General features: G+C 45.8%; 22 protein-coding genes. 11 read left to right on the plus strand and 11 right to left on the minus strand.

Annotated elements, in window-relative coordinates:
* Positions 1-5: 5 nt before the first annotated feature.
* On the minus strand, positions 6-926 hold the full coding sequence (fmt, locus tag L0660_RS03315; RefSeq protein WP_255712137.1) for a methionyl-tRNA formyltransferase: 921 nt from the start codon (positions 924-926) through the stop codon (positions 6-8).
* Positions 927-1,158: 232 nt separating this feature from the next.
* Between fmt and greA the strand changes: the two genes are divergently transcribed.
* The 5 genes from greA to L0660_RS03340 all read left to right on the plus strand — a co-directional run bounded on the left by greA (position 1,159) and on the right by L0660_RS03340 (position 5,594).
* Entirely contained in the window at positions 1,159-1,641 is a 483-nt protein-coding gene (gene greA, locus L0660_RS03320; protein WP_026630790.1) for a transcription elongation factor GreA, read from the plus strand.
* A 97-nt stretch (positions 1,642-1,738) separates the two neighbouring features.
* Complete coding sequence (locus L0660_RS03325) at positions 1,739-2,071, plus strand: hypothetical protein (RefSeq protein ID WP_235158112.1); 333 nt, start codon at positions 1,739-1,741, stop codon at positions 2,069-2,071.
* Between the two features lie 54 nt (positions 2,072-2,125).
* Positions 2,126-3,196 (plus strand): M20/M25/M40 family metallo-hydrolase, encoded by a 1,071-nt coding sequence (locus tag L0660_RS03330; protein ID WP_235158119.1) that lies wholly within the window; start codon positions 2,126-2,128, stop codon positions 3,194-3,196.
* Positions 3,197-3,255: 59 nt separating this feature from the next.
* Positions 3,256-4,308 (plus strand): PA0069 family radical SAM protein, encoded by a 1,053-nt coding sequence (locus L0660_RS03335; RefSeq protein WP_235158128.1) that lies wholly within the window; start codon positions 3,256-3,258, stop codon positions 4,306-4,308.
* A 17-nt stretch (positions 4,309-4,325) separates the two neighbouring features.
* On the plus strand, positions 4,326-5,594 hold the full coding sequence (locus L0660_RS03340; protein ID WP_235158130.1) for an exo-beta-N-acetylmuramidase NamZ domain-containing protein: 1,269 nt from the start codon (positions 4,326-4,328) through the stop codon (positions 5,592-5,594).
* Here L0660_RS03340 and L0660_RS03345 read toward each other — a convergent pair.
* The 7 genes from L0660_RS03345 to L0660_RS03375 form a co-directional block, all read right to left on the minus strand.
* On the minus strand, positions 5,585-6,235 hold the full coding sequence (locus tag L0660_RS03345; RefSeq protein ID WP_235158131.1) for a hypothetical protein: 651 nt from the start codon (positions 6,233-6,235) through the stop codon (positions 5,585-5,587). The genes L0660_RS03340 and L0660_RS03345 overlap by 10 nt on opposite strands.
* 5 nt (positions 6,236-6,240) lie before the next feature.
* Positions 6,241-7,284, minus strand: coding sequence for a hypothetical protein (locus L0660_RS03350; protein WP_235158133.1), 1,044 nt, complete (start codon positions 7,282-7,284; stop codon positions 6,241-6,243).
* Between the two features lie 18 nt (positions 7,285-7,302).
* Positions 7,303-8,004 carry an NRDE family protein gene (locus L0660_RS03355; protein ID WP_235158141.1) on the minus strand — a complete coding sequence of 234 codons (702 nt, stop codon included), beginning with the start codon at positions 8,002-8,004 and terminating at the stop codon, positions 7,303-7,305.
* Positions 7,992-8,480 carry a DinB family protein gene (locus L0660_RS03360; RefSeq protein ID WP_235158144.1) on the minus strand — a complete coding sequence of 163 codons (489 nt, stop codon included), beginning with the start codon at positions 8,478-8,480 and terminating at the stop codon, positions 7,992-7,994. The genes L0660_RS03355 and L0660_RS03360 overlap by 13 nt, the downstream gene beginning before the upstream one ends.
* Positions 8,481-8,902: 422 nt before the next feature.
* Complete coding sequence (locus tag L0660_RS03365; RefSeq protein ID WP_233795557.1) at positions 8,903-9,637, minus strand: LytTR family DNA-binding domain-containing protein; 735 nt, start codon at positions 9,635-9,637, stop codon at positions 8,903-8,905.
* A gap of 193 nt (positions 9,638-9,830) precedes the next feature.
* Complete coding sequence (eat, locus tag L0660_RS03370) at positions 9,831-11,165, minus strand: ethanolamine permease (RefSeq protein WP_235158146.1); 1,335 nt, start codon at positions 11,163-11,165, stop codon at positions 9,831-9,833.
* Positions 11,166-11,274: 109 nt separating this feature from the next.
* Positions 11,275-12,060 (minus strand): phosphatidylinositol-specific phospholipase C/glycerophosphodiester phosphodiesterase family protein, encoded by a 786-nt coding sequence (locus L0660_RS03375; protein ID WP_233795559.1) that lies wholly within the window; start codon positions 12,058-12,060, stop codon positions 11,275-11,277.
* A gap of 206 nt (positions 12,061-12,266) precedes the next feature.
* Here L0660_RS03375 and L0660_RS03380 point away from each other — a divergent pair, with 206 nt between their 5' ends.
* Positions 12,267-13,952 carry an amino acid permease gene (locus L0660_RS03380; RefSeq protein ID WP_235158148.1) on the plus strand — a complete coding sequence of 562 codons (1,686 nt, stop codon included), beginning with the start codon at positions 12,267-12,269 and terminating at the stop codon, positions 13,950-13,952.
* On the opposite strand, the gene L0660_RS03385 is transcribed toward L0660_RS03380, so the two are convergent.
* Both L0660_RS03385 and hxpB read right to left on the minus strand, forming a co-directional pair.
* Positions 13,949-15,289, minus strand: coding sequence for a PAS domain-containing sensor histidine kinase (locus L0660_RS03385; protein WP_235158163.1), 1,341 nt, complete (start codon positions 15,287-15,289; stop codon positions 13,949-13,951). The genes L0660_RS03380 and L0660_RS03385 overlap by 4 nt on opposite strands.
* A gap of 27 nt (positions 15,290-15,316) precedes the next feature.
* A complete protein-coding gene (gene hxpB / locus L0660_RS03390; RefSeq protein ID WP_233795562.1) occupies positions 15,317-15,991 on the minus strand; it encodes a hexitol phosphatase HxpB in 675 nt (224 codons plus the stop codon).
* Positions 15,992-16,071: 80 nt separating this feature from the next.
* Here hxpB and thiD point away from each other — a divergent pair, with 80 nt between their 5' ends.
* From thiD to L0660_RS03410, 4 genes are all read left to right on the plus strand, one after another.
* Positions 16,072-16,935, plus strand: a complete 864-nt coding sequence (gene thiD / locus L0660_RS03395; protein WP_235158177.1) for a bifunctional hydroxymethylpyrimidine kinase/phosphomethylpyrimidine kinase — start codon at positions 16,072-16,074, stop codon at positions 16,933-16,935.
* Positions 16,936-17,129: 194 nt separating this feature from the next.
* Positions 17,130-19,448, plus strand: coding sequence for a TonB-dependent receptor (locus L0660_RS03400; RefSeq protein WP_235158179.1), 2,319 nt, complete (start codon positions 17,130-17,132; stop codon positions 19,446-19,448).
* A 163-nt stretch (positions 19,449-19,611) separates the two neighbouring features.
* Positions 19,612-19,887 (plus strand): 2TM domain-containing protein, encoded by a 276-nt coding sequence (locus L0660_RS03405; protein WP_233795567.1) that lies wholly within the window; start codon positions 19,612-19,614, stop codon positions 19,885-19,887.
* A gap of 67 nt (positions 19,888-19,954) precedes the next feature.
* Entirely contained in the window at positions 19,955-20,455 is a 501-nt protein-coding gene (locus L0660_RS03410) for a pyridoxamine 5'-phosphate oxidase family protein (RefSeq protein ID WP_233795568.1), read from the plus strand.
* Between the two features lie 113 nt (positions 20,456-20,568).
* Here L0660_RS03410 and L0660_RS03415 read toward each other — a convergent pair whose 3' ends face one another.
* Positions 20,569-21,108, minus strand: a complete 540-nt coding sequence (locus L0660_RS03415; RefSeq protein WP_233795569.1) for a ferritin-like domain-containing protein — start codon at positions 21,106-21,108, stop codon at positions 20,569-20,571.
* 256 nt (positions 21,109-21,364) lie between these two features.
* On the opposite strand from L0660_RS03415, the gene L0660_RS03420 reads away from it, so the two are divergent.
* Entirely contained in the window at positions 21,365-22,288 is a 924-nt protein-coding gene (locus L0660_RS03420; RefSeq protein WP_233795570.1) for an LEA type 2 family protein, read from the plus strand.
* Positions 22,289-22,364: the final 76 nt, after the last annotated feature.

The following is a 22,364-nucleotide window of genomic DNA, read 5'->3' on the forward strand; positions in this document are numbered from 1 at the left end:
CTTATTCAAAGCCTGTTTCCTCTTAAAAAATCCCCGATCTCCATCCGTTTCTTTCCTTCCAGTTGCAAAACTTCGATGGATAGCCAGCCGTCGCCGGTTTTAAAGTAGAGATAGGATTTGCTGTCTGTCCGGAACTGGCCTGGGGTGTCGTTGGCTTCGAACTCGACGATGCTCGATTTGAAGATTTTGCACGACAGTCCGTTAAGGGTTGTCCAGGCGGCGGGGTAAGGAGAAAGGCCGCGAATGAAGTTATGGATTGCTGTTGCGGGTTTTTGCCAGTCGATTTCGCAGGTTTCCCGGAAAATTTTGGGGGCGGGGCGGATTTCGGCGGGCTCTTCCTGCGGTTCCTGAGGATAATTGCCTGCTTCGAGGGCTTTTACAGTCTTTACAACTAGTCTCGCGCCTTTTTCCATCAATCGTTCATATAAAGAGCCCGCGTCATCTTCCCGGTGGATGGGTTCCTTGTCCTGGAAAATAATCTTTCCGGTATCAATGTCTTTTTCAATAAAGAATGTTGTGACGCCGGTTTCGGTTTCCCCGTTGATGACGGCCCAGTTAATGGGCGCCGCGCCGCGATATTGCGGCAGGAGTGAACTGTGTAAATTGAATGTTCCTTTCGGTGGCATGCTCCATACGACTTCGGGCAGCATGCGAAATGCGACCACGACCTGCAAGTCTGCTTTATAGGACCTGAGTTCTTCAAGGAACTCAGGATTTTTCAATTTTTCGGGTTGTAAAACGGCAATGCCCTGTGCTTCTGCGTATAGCTTAACAGGCGATGCGGTTTGCTTCTGTCCGCGGCCTGCGGGCTTGTCGGGAACAGTTATGACAGCCACAACATTAGAATTGCTTTCGACCAGACTTTTTAAACTCGGGACCGCAAATTCGGGCGTTCCCATGAAAATTATTCTTAACGGGGTTGACATAGTTTGTTACCGCTTTTGGATAAAAAATGGTGATACCATTTACAAATATTGTTATTTTTGTCGTTCTTAACAGAAAATTATGATACAGACGAAATCATATACGAACCGAAAAGATAAGGTTTTCTAGCCTTCTACTACGAGTGTTGTAACTCTTGTAGAGCGGTCTTAGAGCCGTTCTTTTTTTTTATTCAAACTTTCAAAAATTTAAAGGATTGTAAACCAATTTAAGGTCATGGCTAAAATTTCATACTATACGGAAGAAGGATTAAATAAGCTGAGGAATGAGCTGAATGATATGAAAACAAAAGGCCGCACGGAGATTGCAAAACAGATTGCAGAAGCGCGGGATAAGGGCGATTTGAGCGAGAATGCAGAATATGACGCGGCGAAGGATGCGCAGGGAATGCATGAAATGAAAATAGCCAAGCTTGAAGAGATCATGTCCAACGCGCGGGTGATCGATGAATCATCGATTGACACTTCGCAGGTTGCGGTGCTTTCCAAAGTGAAGATCAAAAACCGGAAAAATGGAATGGAAGTGACATATACTTTGGTTTCAGAAGAAGAGGCGGACCTGAAAACAGGCAAGATCTCGGTAGGATCGCCGATCGGGAAAGGTTTGCTGGGTAAAAAAGTAGGAGATACAACGGAAATTAAGGTCCCTGCGGGATTGATGGAATTTGAAGTCCTGGATATCAGCAGGTTCAGCGAGTAATTTCATAAGACATAAATAGGATGTTGGATTGGAGAATGTTAGATCATTCGCAATCCAACATTTTTGTTTTAAATTGGTTTGGATCACGGTCGCCGCTATGAAATTCAAAGGATTTTTATTGAATGTTTCTTTCCTTTGGGTGGAGGGTATGGCGTTGTTTCCATTCATTTTGGTTAAAAGAAAACCATGCAGCCGCTTCCTGATCAACCACGAGCAAATCCATTTGCGGCAACAGCTTGAATTGGGTTTGATTCTCTTTTATATTTGGTATTTTGCCGAATATTTAGTCCGCCTGATCCAGTACAAAAAGCATTATCTCGCCTATCTCCACATTTCTTTCGAGCGGGAGGCATATCAGCATCAGGCCGATCTGGATTATCTTAAAAAAAGACGGTTATGGGCTTTCTGGGGCTATTTGAAACAACATTAAGCGCTGACTAAGGCGTTGTTTAACAGCATTTTTTAGTAAGTAATTTTGATAAATATGTCAGACCAAAGCAGAGAGTTTCTTTATAAATACCTGAACAATGCATCGCCGACCGGCTTCGAAGCAAATGGTCAGCAGATATGGCTGGATTACATCAAGCCTTACATTGAAGACACCATTGTGGACGTCTACGGAACGGCTGTGGGCGTGATCGGCGGAGGCCAGGACTACAAAGTTGTAATCGAAGCACATTCGGATGAGATTTCGTGGTTTGTGAACTACATTACAGATGACGGTTACATTCATGTGCGCCGCAACGGAGGCTCGGATGCGATCATTGCACCTTCCATGCGCGTGAATTTGCATACCGCAAAAGGCGTTGTAAAAGGCGTTTTCGGCTGGCCTGCGATCCACGTCAGGGACGTCGCCAAGGATGCCGTTCCCAAAGTGCATGAATTGTTCATCGACGTGGGTGCCTCCAAAAAGGACGAAGTTTTCGAAATGGGTATTCACGTGGGAACGGTTGCCACATTTGCAGACGGGCTGGATGAATTGAATGACAAGTATTACCTGGGACGCGCACTGGACAACAGAATGGGCGGTTTCATGATAGCCGAAGTGGCGCGGATGCTGCATGAGAATAATGTTCGATTGCCCTTTACATTATATGTGGTGAATGCCGTGCAGGAAGAGATCGGATTACGCGGAGCGGAAATGATCGCGCGCCGTTTAAAGCCTAATCTGGCCATCGTTACAGATGTAACGCACGACACGCAGTCGCCCATGTACAACAAGAAGGAGCAGGGCGATCTGAAAAGCGGCGGCGGGCCGGTTATTTGCTACGGACCTGCTGTGCAAAACAATGTGCGCGATATGCTGATCCGCATTGCCGACGAGAAAAAGATCCCGTTCCAGCGCCAGGCAGTAAGCCGTTCGACAGGAACCGATACGGATTCATTTGCCTACTCAACCGAAGGCATCGCCTCGGCATTGATATCACTTCCTTTAAAATACATGCACACCACCGTGGAAATGGTTCATAAAGAGGACGTTCAGAATGTAATCCAACTCATGTACGACGTATTGCTGTCGCTAAAAGGCGACGAGGACTTTCGTTATATAAAATAGTTTTGAATGAGTGACCGGGTCACTCATTCAAAATTACACTTCATCTTCATCAACCAAACATGGACAACAGGGCTAGGGGCCGGGGGGCTGCTATTAACACCCACAACAAATTTTTTAAGCATGAAATAGAATACACATCGGAGGATTGGCAGCAGTGGGAAGAACCGGCGGTGAACCCGAAAACGCAGTTTATCGAAGAGCATTCCAAAACATTGCTCAGCGTTACGGATAGCCCGGATCTGGGTCATTTTCATTCCATTAATCCTTACCGGGGCTGCGAACACGGGTGTATTTATTGCTACGCACGCAATTCCCACGAATACTGGGGCTATTCTGCCGGGCTGGATTTCGAAACGAAGATCATTGTCAAGAAAAACGCCCCTCAGTTGCTTGAAAAGCTTTTCAATTCAAAAAATTGGGAGCCTAAGGTCATTCATTTTTCAGGAAACACGGATTGCTACCAGCCTGGCGAGAAAAAATATCGCTTAACCAGGCAAATGCTGGAAATCTGCCTCAGATATCGCAATCCGGTGAGTGTTTTGACCAAAAATGCTTTGGTACTCAGGGATTTGGACGTGTTGGAAAAGCTGGCAAAACTGAATCTGGTACACGGCGCTATTTCCATCACATCATTAAATGAAGATCTGCGCGGCGCATTGGAACCGAGGACTGTGACGGGAAAACGCAGGTTACAGGTTGTGAAAGCCCTGCACGAAGCGGGTGTGCCAATGGGCGTAATGACCGCGCCGATCATTCCGGGATTAAATGATCACGAAATTCCTGCAATTGTGCAGGCGGCTGCTGAAAACGGCGCATTATGGGCCAATTATACGATTGTGAGGCTGAATGGTGCCATTTCCACTTTGTTTGAAGAATGGATCCATCACCACTTTCCTGACCGCGCGGCGAAAGTCCTGAACCAGATCTCGGAATGTCACGGAGGCAATTTGAATGACTCTCGATTTGGTCGCAGAATGGTTGGCGAAGGTAACTTTGCAGAAAATATAAGGCAACTTCACGCGCATGCCTGCCGTAAATATTTCAAGGACAGCGTGTTGCCAGGCCTTGATACGACGCAATTTATGCGGGCCGGACAAATGCGCTTATTTTAAAATTAATCCTAAATCCAATGAAATCAATTTCCACCTTACTATGCCTCACACTATGCATCTGCTTGTTCAGCAACTGCGTTAATTCTTCCTCACAAAAGACGCCTGCCATAACGGAAGGCGATTCTTTAAGTGTTGGTAAAAACCCGGTGGCATCTGCCAAGTCGCCGGTTACAGGAGCAGATCAGGTTTCGGAGTATCTGGGTTATCTGAAAGGCAAAAAAATCGGGATATTAGTTAACCAGACTTCCATCATTGGGAAAACGCCGATTGTAGACAGCCTGGTAGCATTAGGTGTCAATGTGGTGATGATATTCGGTCCGGAACATGGTTTTCGGGGAACGGCCAGCAACGGCGATAAAGTGAGCGACAGCGTGGATCCTAAAACGGGCATCCCTGCGATTTCGCTCTATGGCAAGCAAAAGAAGCCTACTAAGGAACAAATGGCCGGCATAGACCTGATGATCTTTGACATTCAGGACGTTGGGGCTCGTTTTTATACGTATATCAACACATTAGGACATGTGATGGAGGCGTGCGCCGAGACAAACAAGGAAATGCTCATCCTGGACCGCCCTAACCCGAACGGTTTCCTGGTGGACGGTCCGATCCTGGAAGATCATTTGCGTTCGGGCATCGGGATGTATAAAATTCCCGTTTCGCATGGCTTGACCATCGCCGAATTTGCGCAGATGATCAATGGCGAAGGCTGGCTGCCAAACAAAATGCAATGCAAATTAAAGATCATTAAAGTGGCCAACTATGACCACAAAACGCCATATACATTGCCGGTCATGCCGTCGCCAAACTTGAACACACAGCAGTCTGTAATGCTTTACCCGCATATCTGCATGTTTGAAGGCACCATTATCAGTCAGGGACGCGGGACTTACATGCCCTTTACCGTTTTAGGCGCACCGTTACTGAAAGGAAAATACGATTTCGTTTTTGAGCCGAAAAGCATCAAAGGCATGAGCGAATCGCCATTGCACATGGATCAGGAGTGCTACGGGCTCGATCTGCGGAAATACGACATTGCTAAACTCGAAAAATCAGGGAAACTGAATCTCGCATGGATCATGGATATGTACAAAGCCTATCCCGACAAAGACAGGTTTTTTGACATGAGCCAAAGCAAGCAAATGGGCAATTTCGACAAATTGGCTGGCACCGAAAATTTAAAAAAGCAGATTATTGCTGGTGTTTCCGAGGAAGAGATTCGCAAAAGCTGGGAGCCCGGCCTGGGCAATTACAAGGATATGCGCAAGAAATATCTGATCTATCCCTGAGTTTGGTAATGTTTTTTATAAAACTTAAATGCCTGAAAAGCAGCCAGCAGCAGCATTATGGCTGGAAAAAAGTGGTAAGCCAGCTGCGAACTGAACCCCGAGGCTTTTTGAAAAAGCTGTTGGAAAAACAAGACAAAAACCAAGATGCCACTGAATGTTCCGACCGATGTGCCGGTTACGTAAGCATACTTTCGTTTGCCTTTTACATTGATCAGTGCTGCGTTGATCAGATATACATTCCAGCCAGTCCAGAATGGAACCTGAACAAAATTAATCGCATTGAGAAAAAGCCCAAGCGCCAGCGGGGGATAAGCAACCAGGAAATGGCTTGAAATGTTGTCGCCCGTGGCAGCATTCGCTGGCTCAGTGTAAAAGGATAGTGCGATCAGCACAATGAATACGATGGAAAGTAATTCCGCCGCTTTGACGATTTTTTCATGATTAAGCAGCCATTGCGCGCCTCTAAGCGTTAGCAGGATGAGGAAAAATTCAATGGTCACCACGCCCAGCAAAAAGGAGATCAGCGCAGGTAAGCCTTGCGTATCAAACACTTTAAGTGCTACAATGTTGATATAGCCCATTGGTAATGAGCCTACTAAGCTGACCAGGAATCCGACGCCCAGATTTTTCAGACTTCTCATTTATTTCAAAAGTTCTCTAATTTCCGCACGTGCAGGCTGTTTTGCCTGAACATTTCCAGACCTTCCTGAAACGTCAGAAAAGGAAATCCTTTTTTGTAATTCTGCATGCTGATCCTGAAAAGCATTCCAAAATGTCTGCTAATTTCCTTCCAGGCTACGAAAATGGATTGTCCGGGATCGTAAATGTGTGTGGGTTCACTCCCTGCGCCATTGAGCTCAATGATGGAAATGTTTTGTCCATTTTCAAGTTCTTCCCATGTGTTATATTTGATATCCAGCCTCCCATAATAGAAATGCGGCACCTGCGTGCAGAGCCTGTTGATGGTTTCGGTGAGCCGGTCCGTTGCGAGATGCGTTGCATTGATAAACCTGGAACCCCGCGCATGGTTACCATAAGGGACCAGATTAACCAGTTCACCGCGTGCCGGAATGTCGAGCAATTTTTCACCATACATTCTGGAAAGCGCACCCAATTGTAAATGGTAACGCGGATTGCTTTCAACAAGGTTTCTCAAACTCGATTTTCCGTCACCAGTCACGATGAGATATTCTTTGGCAACTATCCCGGTAATTTTTCCCTGGCTTTGATCCGGCTCGCGGACATAAAAAATCCCTACTTCGTTGGGCAAGTCTACAAACTCCTGGATCAGAAAGTTAAAGTCAGCCTTTTTGAAATACATTGCAAGATCTGCATCCGTTTCCAACTTTTGCACAGCCATTCCGCGCATTCCGATATCCGGTTTAGCGATCAGCGGATAATGTAACCCGACCCGGACACATTCTTCTGCAACCGTCTCAAATATATCACCAAGCCTTACCAGCATGGTTTTTGGATAATACTGCGCGGGAAGGATATCATAAATTTCCTTTTTCGATTCCATTAGGAAACCACCATTTTTGATGGTCGGATTTGATGCATTGAAGAAAAAGAAAGACCTGGCTCGGAAGGAGTAATAGAACCAGACGAAATGCATCGGAATGTAAACGATGCCGAATGGCCAGTATTCCCAATGCGTTACTTTATGAAGCAGGAGTGCTAATTTTTTCAAAAAAGAACGGTTAAATAATTACAAATGGGTTGGAAATGACGCTTCTTCCAGCAAATCGTAATGAAAGAGCGCTGCTTTATTTTGTTCAATGACCGTTTGCGTAATGCTGAACGTTTTCATGATATCGTTTCTGTTGATGATCAATCCGTTTTCTTCATTTCCATTGCCCGCGTACATATGAAAATGCTTCATATCCTCGGCATCAATGTCCTCCTTACCGGCCACGAAAGCGGCAAGCCATTCTTTCCTTTCTTCTTGAATTTCTTTTGAATAAAGTGTTGAGGATGACCAGATATGATTCTCAGTCGGATCGAGTTCAAGGGTCTCTTTTTGTATAAAATCCCAGCGAAGCTGATACAGTTTTCCCTGTTGCATCAAGATGATGGTAAATGGCTCTATACCCGTCAGATTATAAGCATGCCATGTTTCGATCGGCGAAGATCCGGCAATGATATCGAGCAAAACCAGCCCCCGGCTTTTTACATAACTGCCTCTTGAAATGTGCCGCATTGCTGCGCCATTGAGCAAAACGCCCACATTGGCAGCCTCGTCCGTGACAAACCAGGTCCCGCCTGCTTGCGGATCTTTCGGGAAAGTGAGCCGCTTACCGTGAACTATGTAGGACTGCGGCGATAGGGAAGCAGGACGGTTCACGTGTTCGTCTCGGTTGGACGTAATGATTGCCCTGCGATTCGCCCAAATGTATGTTACTGTGCACATTGCTTTTTGAATTCAATAGTGGAAGGTGCTACACCAAAATTCTCGTGAACTTGCAAATCGCGCATACCAACGGTAGCGACTTTAATTAGTGCCTGGTGATGAATGCAATGTTCGAGATTATAAAGCAGCTCCCGATGGTAATTGGATTGAAGTGTAATGTGCTCACCCGCTATCCGTTGCGCCAACATAAGCTGCTTATCCGGCTTATTGATCGACTTCCTGACCATTTCTACACATTCCCTGGCGTAATCCGGCAAAGTTTCGGTGAGCGGGTTCCGGCAACGGTTGTCGTAATTGATCGTGCCCTCGTCATATTGATTGATCAGGCATTCAAACAGCTCGATAATGTGCCTGGTATGCTGCCCGATCGTAGAACCGCTGAGTTGGGGGCAAGGATAATTGTACTGATCGGCTGAAACTTGACTGAGAAAATGATCGATTTCGTCCAAAGTGTGTCGTACTGCCTGGATGAGCATATTGAAAAGCGGAGTTAAAATTAGGAATAGGACCTTTGAAAAATCCTCCTAAAATATTATTCCACGCATTAAAATAAGATTAAAACAAAACATCCCAGGGAATGTATTCCCGGGGATGTCTAATTATTCTCAACGATATTAAAATAAAAAAAACTAATGGTAATGATTTAGTTTAGGTTATGTCGGCGCATCATGGTCGATGCTATGCAGAAAAATCTCAGTTAACACCATTTACGTTTTTGTAAATCAATTGGATGCCTGAACTTCAAAATTTTTTTATTAAAGGTTGAAGTTCAGGCTGCTGGTAACTACTAATAGTTAAAATAGAAGAGGGTTCTTACGTGGTGTAATAATAATTCGTAGTGAGCTTGCAGGCAAAATAATGGGGTGAAGCAGTCATTTTCCGGGGTGAAAGTCGGAAATCATGAGAATGTCTTCACGCGGCTCAGCAGCTCGTTCCTGTTATCGTTCGTGATCGGGATCTCGATGTCATTGATCATTACATGAATGTAATTGATGGATGTAATGGCATTGAGGTTGATAATAAACGACTTATGAACCCTGAAGAAGTAATTTGCAGGCAATTGCTGCAGCATGTTTTTCAATGTTTCCCGGATCGTATATTTCTTTTTCTTGGTATGCAATTCGAGATAATTGTCGTCGCTGCGGATATATAGGATGTCTGCAAGCAGGATTTTGGTAAACATGTGCTTCTCCTTGATGAAAAGCGCATCCTTAATGACCGTAGAATCCTGCTTTTCTTCCTCGTTGGATTCACCTGCCAAGGCTGCAAGGCGATAGTTTTTCAACGCCAGCTTTACCGCCGTGTAAACAGTGATTTTTTGACAGGGCTTTTGAAGAAATGCGTGCGGGGAAGCCTGCAAAGCGGCGTTTACAATCGCAATGTCTTCATGACTTGAAAGGAACAGAAACGGGATTTTAAAATTTTCCCGGATGTAATGCGCAAGATCGATCCCGGTTTGGTAACCATTGATACTGATATCAAGAACCGCAAGATGAAAAACTTTGGTATTCAGCAACTCGACGGCCGAATTGTAGTCTGTTGCAACGTCATTCGCCTCATAACCGAAGCCATTAAGAAGATATTGAAGATGTTTTGCAACAACCAGATCGTCCTCAACAATTAAAATGTTCATTCTTGACTATAAAATGGAGACCCGCGCTTTAAAAATCAGGGCTTTAGCGCAAGGGCAATGTTAATGTTTTTATGATGTTTCAAATTTGAGATAACCGTTGAGTAAGAATTCCAGTTTAATATACGAATTAGTTAAGCGTTGCGACCATTTTGATGAAACTATTTAGTAACCGGTAGATGCTAAACGAAGATTTTTATTTTAAATGTTCGGTTCCCGCCATGCCGTTTTCGACCAACTTATGCCTGCCGGTTGCCATATACAGAATGGTCACTAATATCAATCCGGCAAAAAACCATAGGCTCAGCAGAACATTGTAATAAACGATCGCGATAAGGCACACGATGGATAGAACAAGTGCGATCAGTGGAAAATAAGGGTAAGCCGGCACTGTGAAAGGGCGTTCAAGTCCGGGTTCTTTGCGGCGAAGTGCAAAAAGTGCGGCCATGCTAATAATGTACATCACAACGGCTCCCAGTGCGGCCAGAATAATCACCTGGTCCGTGGTTCCGAGTTTCAGTGCCACGCAGCCGGCGAGGCCGCCCGCGATCAAAGCCCAGTGTGGGGTCTGAAACCTGGCATTGACGTTCCCTAAAAATGACGGCAACAAGCCCGCCCTGGCCAATGCAAAGATTTGCCGTGAGTAACCGATGATCGTCCCGTGAAAAGACGCGATCAGCCCGAATAGTCCCAGACTGGCAAAAAGCTGTGTAAGCGCACTGTCGCGTCCCAGCACGACGCCTAGCGCAGCGGGAAGGGGATAGTCGATCTCGCTGAGCAGCCGCCAGTGTGCGACGCCGCCGGTGAAAATCATCACTGAAAGCGCCAGCACAACCAATGTAAGTATCCCATAAATGTAGCCGCGTGAAATGGTCCGCTTGGGATCCTCCACCTCTTCGGCCACCATCGCTACGCCTTCAATGGCAAGATAAAACCAGATGGCAAACGGCAACGCAGCAAAAACGCCCGGCCACCCGAATGGCATCGGCTCGGTAACAAAGGTTTCGTACGAGAAATGGGGCGCTACGATGCCAATGTATATCAGCAGCTCGCCCACGGCAAGCAATGTTACCACGAGGGAAAACATGGCCGACTCTTTAATCCCAAGTAAATTAATCAGAATAAAAATCACATAACACGCAAAAGCAACGTCCAGCACTTCAAGTGACGGATAAAGGAAATGCGTATAACTTCCCAGCGCGAACGCAATAGCAGGCGGCGTTACCAGGAATTCCACGAGGGTGGCGTAACCTGCGACGAGGCCGCCCAGCCAGCCAAAAGCCCGTTGTGAATATGAAAAAGGCCCGCCAGCTTGCGGGATGGAAGTGGTCAGTTCGGTAAAACTGAAAATGAATGTGACGTACATTAGCGTCACTACCAGGGTTGCGATCAGAAAACCCACTGTGCCTGAAACGCCCCAGCCATAGTTCCAGCCAAAATATTCACCCGAAATAACCAGCCCGACGGCGATGGCCCAGAGATGTATTGGTTTTAAAACTTTTTTAAGCGCAGCGTTTTGATCGGATGACATGCAGGAAAGGTTGGTAGGTTAAAAAACAATACAATATAACCTATAACTCCCCGAACGCCATTCAATACTATTGAATATTGTAAAGTTGCCTGAATTTTATTTTGAAATGTCAGCGTGGTGCAGTTCTGAGGTAATCTCCCATTTCTTTCACTTTATCGGTATTAAGATAATCTACACCCAAAGTCATCATGATTTTCCATGAATTAATGTTGTCGGGTGTTGCCCACAGCCGCATTTTTTTTCCAAGATCGTGCGTTTGCTTAATCACTTTCTGAATCGCTTTCTTGTCTTTTTCCGGTAATGGGCCTTCTCCGTTCCATTTCGAATATTTCGCAAATCCCTGACTGATCAGGCCAATGCGTTTGAGCTGCTCCGGCGTGTAGGTGATCTCAGGACGGCCATCAAAAAATATGAAATCGGGATATTTATTGAAATTGGCGGGATCGGGCGTGTTGCCGCTGACCACGATTGTGAGGTTGCCGTCAGGCGCTAAAATGTGCTTATGCGGTTCCAGTTCTTTGACCAGTGCAGCCAGCGTTTCCGTAGCGCTGGTTTTCAGATCGATCAGAAATTGAAGGGGAACGTCTTTTTGCGGATAAATGCTGCCGCCATTCTTTTCTATTTTAGTCAATATAGGCTGAATGTAAAGCGTGTTTAATGTTCTTTTGGGATGAATGTCTTTGAGATTATGCGCCACGAAGAGCGTATCATTTACCAAAAATAAGTCCGCTTCAATCGAGCCGAACTGCTGATCGATTGCGTCATAAAATGCGCCTCTTCGTTCGTAATCATTGTGGGAATGCGCCTGCGCTGTGGTGTAAGCTTTAATGTCCTGAGCGTCCAACATCCTGGCACAAAGCAGAATGAGTACAAGTAGCGTAACGATTTTTTTCATGGAATGTGGTGGGGTTGCCAGTCGGAAAATTAGGTAATTTATAGTCACAAACACATTGTTTTGGCGTTTGATTTCATGCCGGCGAATTTTCTACTGGAAACCTGCATTTTATTGAACAAAATTTCAACCGTTGGCAGGATGCGTTGAGAATATCATTATTTTAGCCGACTTATTAACACAACAAGACATTGCCAATCAGCGCTTGCATGAAACAAAATTCTTCTCTCTTTCGTAAAAAAACAGTTAGCCAAATACTCAGGGACGCCGACTCAGCTGAAAACGGCGGACTAGCCAAGATCCTCGGCGTAAGGGACCTGGTTTCCCTGGGCATCGCGGCGATTGTTGGAGCTGGGATTTTTAGTACGATAGGCGTTGCGAGTTATAACGGCGGGCCCGCGGTCTCACTGTTGTTTGTATTTACGGCCATTGCGTGTGTTTTCACGGCATTGTCCTATGCGCAGTTTGCGAGCACAGTGCCGGTATCCGGTAGTGCGTACACGTATGCCTATGTTGCCTTCGGGGAATTGTTTGCGTGGATCATAGGCTGGTCATTGATTCTCGAATATGCGGTTTCGAATATGGTCGTAGCCATTTCCTGGTCGGAATATTTTACGGGGATGCTCAAAGGTTTCGGGATAGTGCTGCCGGGATGGCTTACTGTCAACTATGAAACGGCTTCCGATGCCTTTGCAAAATTACACAGCGCCGCAGCAGCGGAAATGAGCACCTATGAGCGATTTGCGGCTGCCGCCTACGAAACATCTCCCGTCATTGGTGACCTGCACATTATGCTCAATCTGCCCGCCGGGCTTGTTACATTGCTCATTACCGCGCTGGTTTACATCGGTATACGCGAATCCAGGACTGCCAGCAACATTATGGTGGTTTTAAAGATCGGGGTTGTTCTGCTGGTAATTTTAGCCGGTGCATTTTATGTAAAACCCGAAAACTGGTCACCATTTGCACCCAATGGCATCAAGGGCGTTATGGGCGGGGTTGCCTCCGTTTTCTTCGCATTCATTGGTTTTGATTCTATATCAACAACCGCCGAGGAATGCAAAAATCCGCAGCGCGATATGCCAAAGGCGATGATTTACTGCCTTATAATCTGTACGGTCCTGTATGTGCTCATCACGCTGGTGCTTACCGGGATGGTCAATTATACAGAACTGAAAGTGAGCGATCCGCTGGCATTTGTTTTCGAGAAAAATGGCCTTGATTTCATGGCTGGCGTTATTTCCGTGAGCTCCGTAATTGCCATTACGAGCGCTTTGCTGGTTTATCAGCTTGGCCAACCGCGTATCTGGATGACGATGAGCCGCGACGGTTTGCTTTGGAAAAAATTCTCGAAAATTCATCCCAAATACCAGACGCCATCGTTCGCAACCATTGTTACGGGCTTTGTGGTCGGCATTCCTGCATTGTTTTTCAAGATGGATTTCTTCGTGGATCTGACCAGCGTCGGGACGTTTTTTGCGTTCATCCTTGTTTGCGGCGGCGTTCTTTATTTGGATCATACGGGCATTTCAGCACAATCCAAATTCCGCGTTCCTTACCTGAACGGGAAATATTTGATCGGTTTAGCACTGATCCTGGCCATTGCGGGAATTACTATTTACGGACAAAGTGTGATTGATGAATGGAAAGCAATGTCTGCGATGGAAATCGTCGAGCATAAGCTCTTAACGATCATTTTCTGGATCACATGGTGCATTCTGGCTGTAATGGGCTACAAATATAATTTCTCGGTTTTACCTGTTGCGGGCATTCTGACAAACCTTTATCTGATGACCGAACTGGGATCTTCAAACTGGCTGATCTTCGTGATCTGGCTGGCGATCGGGCTTGTGATCTATTTCAGCTACGGTTACAGGAAGAGCAAACTAGCCTAAATAATTAAGGTAAAAACGGTTCCTTTTCCTACTTCCGAGGAAACATTCAGCTGACCATTGTGCTGTTGTAAGATCTGTCGCGAGAGGCTGAGCCCGATTCCGGAACCGGTTTTTTTGGTGGTGTAAAAAGGGATAAAAATATTCTCAATTGCCTCAGGTTCAATGCCGTCACCATTGTCTTCAACATCGATAATGGTCACGCTGTCAGATTGATACGCGCTCAATGTGATCAGTCTGTTTGTTTGGGTTGAGAATGCTTCGGAGGCGTTTTTTACCAGGTTAATCAGCACTTGCTGGATCTGGCTGGCGTCGGCCTTTACGGTAAGCGTTTCAGGTTTGACAGAAATTTTCCATAAAACCCCTGAGCCGGTAAGGTCCGTTTGTAATAATTGGATTACTTCCTGAAACAACTCCGCAACGCTAAGATTAGCAAACACCGGCTTTGGTAATGTGGTAAAATCGCGGTAAGCATTCACAAATTGCATCATGCCCTTACTGCGTTTTTCAAGCGTATGCAATGCTTCTTTCAAGTCATTTACTGCCTCCTGATCGCTGGTTGACTTCTCAATGTCCTCATTTACAATCAGTCGCATTGTGCCGACGAGCGAAACGATCGGTGTCATCGAGTTCATGATCTCGTGCCTTAAAACGCGCGTCAGGTTTTGCCACGATTCTACTTCCTGCTGTTGAAGTTCCGTTTGGATATTCTGTAAAACCACGATCCTGACCCACATTCCCCGGAGCTGGATCGCAGCACCCTGCAAGGCAAGCGGCTGATCCGAAGGCGTCCGGTAAAGCTCGCGTACGCCGCTGTCGAGTGTAGAAAGGAGTTCGTACAGTCTTGGATGCTTGTCTTTAAGCTCGCTCAGCTGATGCAGCCGGTAAATTCCCAGCATACGCAAAGCAGCGTTATTAATGAGGTTAACCTGTCCGTTGCTGTCAAAAGTGATCAGCCCGGTCCCGATATGTTGCACAATTGTGTTCAGATATTGCACGTTAGCCTCTTTTTCTGCCCGCGCCTGCCGGAATGCGTGAAGCACTTCATTGAACTGCTGGTTGAGTTCCTTGAATGTCCGGCCCATCTTATTGTCCGAACGGAAATTGATCGTAAAATCAGAATAGCGGACCGATTCGAGGAAGTAGGTCAGCTTGCGGTTGACATTGGTAACATATTGATACAATAATGATCCCTGGACAAAGATGAAAATGGTCCCAAGCACATATACGAGCACCTCGTTCGTGTGCTTGGACGCAAGCCATGCAACCGCGATGACGCTCAGGATAATGACCACTATCCGGATCATGATCACAATGCTGAAATGTCTTAATCCGATCATTAATGAATGAGATAGAAGATTTGGGTTTTAATTTTCAATCGCGCTTTGCGGCACGCCGGACATTTCGCTCAATATATATTTTTCAAGGGAATTGATCTTATAATGTGCCATATCAAACTTGGCATCGTCAAAAACTTCCATCGCCGGCACCGAAATCGTGATCATTCCTGCCGCATGGGCCGATCGGAGACCTGCATGCGAATCTTCAAAAGCAATGCATTCGTCAGGGCGTAATCCCAGTTTAGCCGCCGTTGTCAGGTAAACCGCCGGATGGGGTTTTGTGAATTCTTCGAGCTCGCCAGAATGCCAGGTGTCAAAGTAATCAATAATTTCGAGCCTTTTCAGCACGCCCTCGATAAGGTCCATATGCGAAGCCGAAGCTACGGCTAGTTTCAAACCCTGCGCTTTCAGGTTTTTTACCAATTCAATTGCGCCTGGCATAGCCACCGCGTGAGCCAGGATATTTTCATGGGCATATTCCAGTATCTCCCGTTCCAATTCCTCGAAAGAAGGCGTGTTCCAGGGCTGGATTTTGTGACAATATTCAAGAAAAAGTTTGATAGAAAGGCCGGTTGTCTGATTTTTCAGCGCGTCGGAAATCGTGAAATTTACTCTTTGCATTACCTTACGGGCAGCATCTGTCCAGATTGGCTCGGAATCTATCAGCAATCCGTCCATGTCAAATATGGCAGCTTTAATCATTATTAAGTGGGTCTGTTTTTTTTAAAACTATTCAAAACTACTACTTTCACCGATAAGTATTTACAAATCGCGGACCATTCATGAACCGATATCCAACCATACTTACCATTGCGGGATCAGACAGCGGCGGCGGCGCAGGAATTCAGGCAGACTTGAAGACGATCGGGTCACTGGGAGGGAACGGCTTATCCGCAATTACCGCGCTTACGGCCCAGAATACAGTGGAAGTACGATCTGTATTTCCGGTTCCGGCTGATTTTTTGAAAGAGCAATTGCTCGCCGTTCTGGAAGATATTCAAGTGGATGCGATCAAGATCGGCATGATCGGGACCGTTGAGAATGCATGGGTTATCGCCGACATTATTGCGCAGTTTAAGCCGGGATTCGTGGTCATAGATCCGGTTCTGGCATCATCCAGCGGGACCAGGCTCGCCACCGCTGAGATGATCAATGTATTTTGGGAAAAGTTATTTCCGCTTGCAGATTTGGTTACGCCTAACATTGATGAGGCAAAGTTGCTGTTGGGCCAGGAAATCAATTGCCTTGAATCCATGCAGGAAGCCGCTTCGGAAATGATTGCCAAAGGTTGCCGGGCCATCTTACTTAAAGGCGGACATCTCGTTTCCGAGCAATTATTTGACGTTTTAGCCCAGGAAGGCCAGGAAGTGTTGGTTTTTGAATCCGCGTTCATCCCCAGTCCTAATCTCCACGGAACCGGCTGCACATTATCCTCCGCCATCGCCACTTTCAAAGCCCTAGGCAACTCCCTCCCCGAAGCCATTATTTTCGCAAAAGAATACATCTCGGCCGCCATCGCAGCCGGTAAAGACGCCAAAACCGGAACTGGCAACGGCCCTTTAAATCACTTTTTTGATCCCGTACCAATGCGGGGATATTGTGAATGTACTTTAATCCCAGCGGGATATAATATCGGTAGTAATTGAATTCCAATGATTGATAATCCCGGAGGGATGTAACGACCTGCACGATGTTGTATCTCTCCGGGATTTCGATATTCAAATACATAACATTAAGCTACCAATGTCGCATCGCTCCGCGATTAGAGCCTTCAATAAAATTTTTCAAAAAAATTTAGGGTAAGACATAGCTAGGTTGTCTGGAAGGAAAACTATTAGCTATGAAAAAATATATTCTTTCGCTGATCGCGATGGCGGTCTTTTCGCTGGCTTATGCCCAGCAGCCTGCACAACTTGTGAAGGGCCATGTCATTGATGCTGAATCGCTTCAGCCTGTGATCGGTGCTAATGTGATCATTACTACGCTTAACCCGATCATGGGCGGCGCGACGGATGCAGAAGGCGGATTTCGAATCGAGCATGTGCCGGTCGGACGGCATTCCATTAAGATCACGAGCATTGGCTATGACGACGCTTTTTTGCAGGAAATCGCTGTCGGTTCGGGCAAGGAAGTAGAGCTGACGATCAAATTGGCGGAATCTTTTAAATCGTTGGATGAAGTGGTGGTGAAGGCGCAGAAGGAGAACGGTGCTCCGCTGAATGATATGGTAAGCGTTAGCGGACGATCATTTACGGTGGATCAAACCAAAAGGTTTGCGGCTTCGGTGAATGATCCGGCGCGGATGGCACTGTCTTTCGCAGGCGTTGCAACCAACGATGATGGTGGTAACCAGATCATTATACGCGGTAACAGCCCGAAAGGAATGTTGTGGAGAATGGAAGGCGTTGAAATTCCTAATCCCAACCATTTCGGTGAGGAAGGATCCAGCGGCGGCGGGATAAGTGCATTAAGTGCCAACGTTTTAGGGAATTCTGATTTTCTGACCGGTGCTTTTCCTGCGGAATATGGCAATGCTACTTCCGGGGTCTTTGACTTAAAATTAAGAAACGGAAACAATGAAAAGCGCGAGTATGCGCTGCAAGCCGGCGTTTTGGGCCTCGATTTTGCCGCGGAAGGACCAATCGGTGTAAAAGGCGGCGCTTCCTACCTGGCCAATTATCGCTATTCCACCTTATCCGTTCTTGACAAATTGGGATTGAACATTCAGGGCGATGCATCCACGGACTTCCAGGATGGCGCTTTTAAAATCCACGTTCCTTCGGATGATCGGTCGGTGGTGACGGTTTGGGGAATTGGCGGGATCAGCACTTCCAAGGAGCGTACGCCGCAGGAAAATGAAGTTTTTACGTCAAACAGAGGCATATTGGGCATCAATTATCTGCGCTATATCAGCAACAAGGCTTACGTGGAAAGCATCATTTCATACGCTGGTACCAAGGTTACGGACGACTCCGATGACCTTGGAAAGCAAATCTCGTATCACCAGAGCTTCATTAATCAGACCCTCAGGATTTCTTCCCTTCTCAACTACAAATTGAATGCAAGAAATACCTTCCGGGGCGGGTTCATCATCAATCATTTGGATTTCAACCTTTTCGACCGGAATAATGAAAATGGTCCTGTTCGTGTTTTTCTGGATCAAAAGGGCAGTACTCAGCTTTATCAGGCATATGGTCAGCTTAAATCGCGTATATCGCCGACAGTTACGATCAATGCGGGTGTTCACGGCATGTTATTGGGACTTAATAACCAGTTTTCTCTCGAACCGCGGTTAGGGATGAAATGGGCCGTCGCATCCCGATCAACCGTTAGTTTCGGGGCCGGGCTGCATAGCAAAACAGAATCGATCTCAACTTATTTCGCACAGGTGAATGCAGAAAGTGGAAAAACGGCCGCTGCTAATAAGGATCTTAAACTGATGAAATCGGCGCATTTTGTGGCTGGCTACGAGTTCCGCCCGACCAGCAGCTGGCGTATCCTTACCGAAACTTATTATCAGCATCATTACCATGTGCCAATCGGTTCACCGAACGCGACCAAACCATATCTTTTGCATAATTCACAAATCAATGAGATCAGCGGCTTTGCCAATGATTCCCTAACAAGTGACGGAACCGGACGCAGTTATGGCGTGGAACTGACTGTTGAAAAATCGCTGACGGGCGGCATTTACCTGATGAGTACAACATCGCTATATCAGGCCAAATACACTGGTCGGGACGGCATTGAGCGCGACAGCAGGTTTAATGGTCAGTTTGTTCAGAATGTTCTGGCGGGAAAAGAGTGGAAAGTGGGAAAAAACAAAACCAATGTATTTGCGGCGAACATTAAGCTGCTCGCGTCGGGCGGAAACCGCGTAACACCTGTTGACCTTGAAAAATCGAAACAAACAGGAAAAACGGAGCGCGACTGGACAAAGGCATATTCGGAGCAGCTGCCGCATTATTTCCGCTCGGACGTTCGGGTAAGTTATACAAAGAATAAAAGGCGCACGGCATCCACGATCTCACTGGACATCCAGAATGTGACCAATCGTTTGAATGCATATGAGCAAACTTACGACCCTACCAACAAGGAAATAAGAAACACAACGCAGACCGGGCTGATCCCGGTGCTGAACTATCGTCTGGAATTCTAATAGGGCCAGTCGGTTCATCCGGCTAATCTGTTTCTTCGTCGTGGAAATGCTGGACTCCATCTGTATTCGCTTTTCGTACGGATAGTGGTGTTATAATTTGGTTGTATCAATGTCAAAAAGCAGTTCATTGAAGCGAAACCTTACATTCTAAACCGATACAAATATGGAAACGCCGCGTAACGAATTTATCTGGAGAAAAGCGAAAAAGAGAGCATCGTTCAAAGTTCATCTGAGCACTTATATGGTTGTGAATGGGGGTTTATGGCTGCTGTGGGCTGTAACCGCTTTTCCGCACTTTGGCAATGATCATATGCCATGGCCGATATTTCCAATGCTGGGGTGGGGCATAGGACTTGCCTCTCATTATATCACCGCATACGGTAATCTCGGCGAAAAGGAAATGGCAGAGCGGGAATATGAAAAATTAATGCGCAGCTAGCCAGCCCTTGGAATAGTTGTTTTACAATCCCTGATAAATAAGATCAGAGATTCAAACAAAAATAATTATGGAAAAGGACCTTCAAAATAAGGAAGCGATAGAAAAATTAAAATCAATGGCCGAGGATATCCGGTTCTGCATGTATACGACATACGCCAACGAGAAAATCGAATCGCGGCCTATGACTACGCAACAGATTGATGAGAACGGTAACGTTTGGTTTTTTACAAATAGAAACACAGACATTGGCGACGGCTCGAATCAGGGCGAACCGGTTACATTGATTTATTCAGAACCCCAAAATAACACCTATATCAGCGTTTCCGGAAAGGCTGAAATTGTTGAAGATGAAGCGAAAAAAGAGGAATTATGGAATCCGATGGCAAAAGCCTGGTTTCCTGAAGGCAAAGAAGATCCAAACCTGGTGCTTTTAAAAGTGACAACGGGAGAAGCTGCTTACTGGGATGCGACGTCATCCAAAATGGTGGTTTTCTTTTCTATGGTAAAAGCCGTGCTTACAGGCACCACGCCGGATGGCGGCGATCATGGAAAGTTGAATTTGGCATAAGCGGCTGATTTCCGCCCTAAATTCCTGACAGGATTTTTGAATTACCAATAGCTGAAAAGGGTTGGCCATATGGTCAACCCTTTCTCTTTAATCTGATGATGAAGTGTAATAGCTTATTCAGCGCTGGCTTCTTCGTTCACATACGTTTCAGCTAGCTCTGTCAATTTATGGTCTGTTTCGCCTTCCTGGTCAAGCGTTTGTTGCAGTAAATCTGCTACGTCGCTGTGGCCTAGTGTTCTCGCAATGTTTCTCAATGTTCCGTAAGATGCGATTTCATAATGCTCAACTTTCTGAGCAGCCATGATCAATCCGCAATCGCGAACCATTGTTCCTTTATCGGTGCTGCTGATAATTTCTTCTGCTTCTTCGATAAGTCCTTCCATGGCCGCACATTTCTTAGCTTGTGCTTTCTCGCCGATCAGACCGAAAACTTCTTCCAATCTCGCAGCGTGTTCTTCTGTTTCAGTTGTATGTTGTTCAAAAGCTGCTTTCAGTTCTTCCGAAGTAGCATTTTTAGACATTTTTGTCAATGCTTTTGCAAGGTGTTTTTCTGCCCAGTAAATGTCTTTAAGACCATCTACAAATAGTTCTTTTAGCTTTTCGCTGTCTGTTCCTGTAATCTGGTTAACGGTTTTACTTTTAGTCGCTTTCATGATTCGTAGTTTTAATAGTTTATTGTTGTCTGTGAAGGATCTTGTTATCGTCCTTGCCCCCACCATTGGTAAAAACCGTACCAGCGTTTTGCCCATGGCCCAATGCTGGTTGTCAGGTTTCTATGAAGATTTAAGTACACATATAGCTGCGTAAAATCCAGTTTTGGGGAAGTTTTCATGGCATTGCGTGCGTGCGGGATATTTTTTGGAATGATTTTTGAGCATTCCCATTATCCATTTGAACCCTCATTTATCTATGCAGTCCAACCGATCGCTGAAAATCGTACTTATTGTTTTTGTCTTCATTGCAGCCGGTGCCATAGGCTGGTTCCTTTTCAAAAAATATAAAAATGAAAACGCCAATCCCGTTTCGGGACTGAAACCGCGCGTAGAAATGGGAATCGGGCAAATCAGCAACATTACGGACAGTACTATTGATTTATCACTGAAACTTTTGGTGGACAATCCCCTGCCCGTAGGTGTGGACGTAGAGCGCTTCAGTTATTTTGTGCAGATGAACGGAGTGACCATTGTAGAGGACGAATATGCTAAACCGTTAACAATTAACCCGCGCGACAGCACAATGGTTACCATTCCAGCGAAGTTGAAGATCGCGAAGCTAAAAAAGGAAGGAGATTCGGAAAATGCTGCGGGAGAAGATAGCGCCGATTATCATTTCGAAGGCCATTTTCATTTGAAGAAGCCGATTTTAGGAAAAGACAGCATTGTGCTTGATATGGACAAAAGGCTGCCGCTTTACAGGCTTCCCAAAGTTGAAATTGTAGATTATGACATGAAAAAATTCAGTCTGGGTAAATCTGAAATTGTCTTAAAACTGAAATTCTCTAATCAGAATCCGTTTCCCGTTCAGTTTGAAAATCCTGCATACGTTGTTGACCTGGGTAAGCAGGACCGCCTGGCCGAAGGGAGCGTTAAGGGCGTTACCAAGGTGAAAGGGAAGAGCAGCGAGATCTACGAAATTCCGCTCGCCATTGATATGGGCAAAGTTCTCAAAGCGGCAGGTCAACTTGTTTCAAAAGGGAAACAGTTACCATTTGTTTTGTATTTCAAAAGTAAACTGGTCTCAGAAAACGACATCTTTAAAAACAGTGACGTCAACATTATCGTCAACGGAACATTAAAGGATCTGGAAACGGTACAAAAAAACCTTTCGAAGTAGACTGGACTTCGAAAGGTTTCCTATACTGAAAAAAGCTTATCAGATATTGGCTAGTTACCTGGCTGTTACTCGCAGG

It is taken from the genome of Dyadobacter sp. CY351, assembly GCF_021502625.1.
Lineage (GTDB): Bacteria > Bacteroidota > Bacteroidia > Cytophagales > Spirosomataceae > Dyadobacter > Dyadobacter chenhuakuii.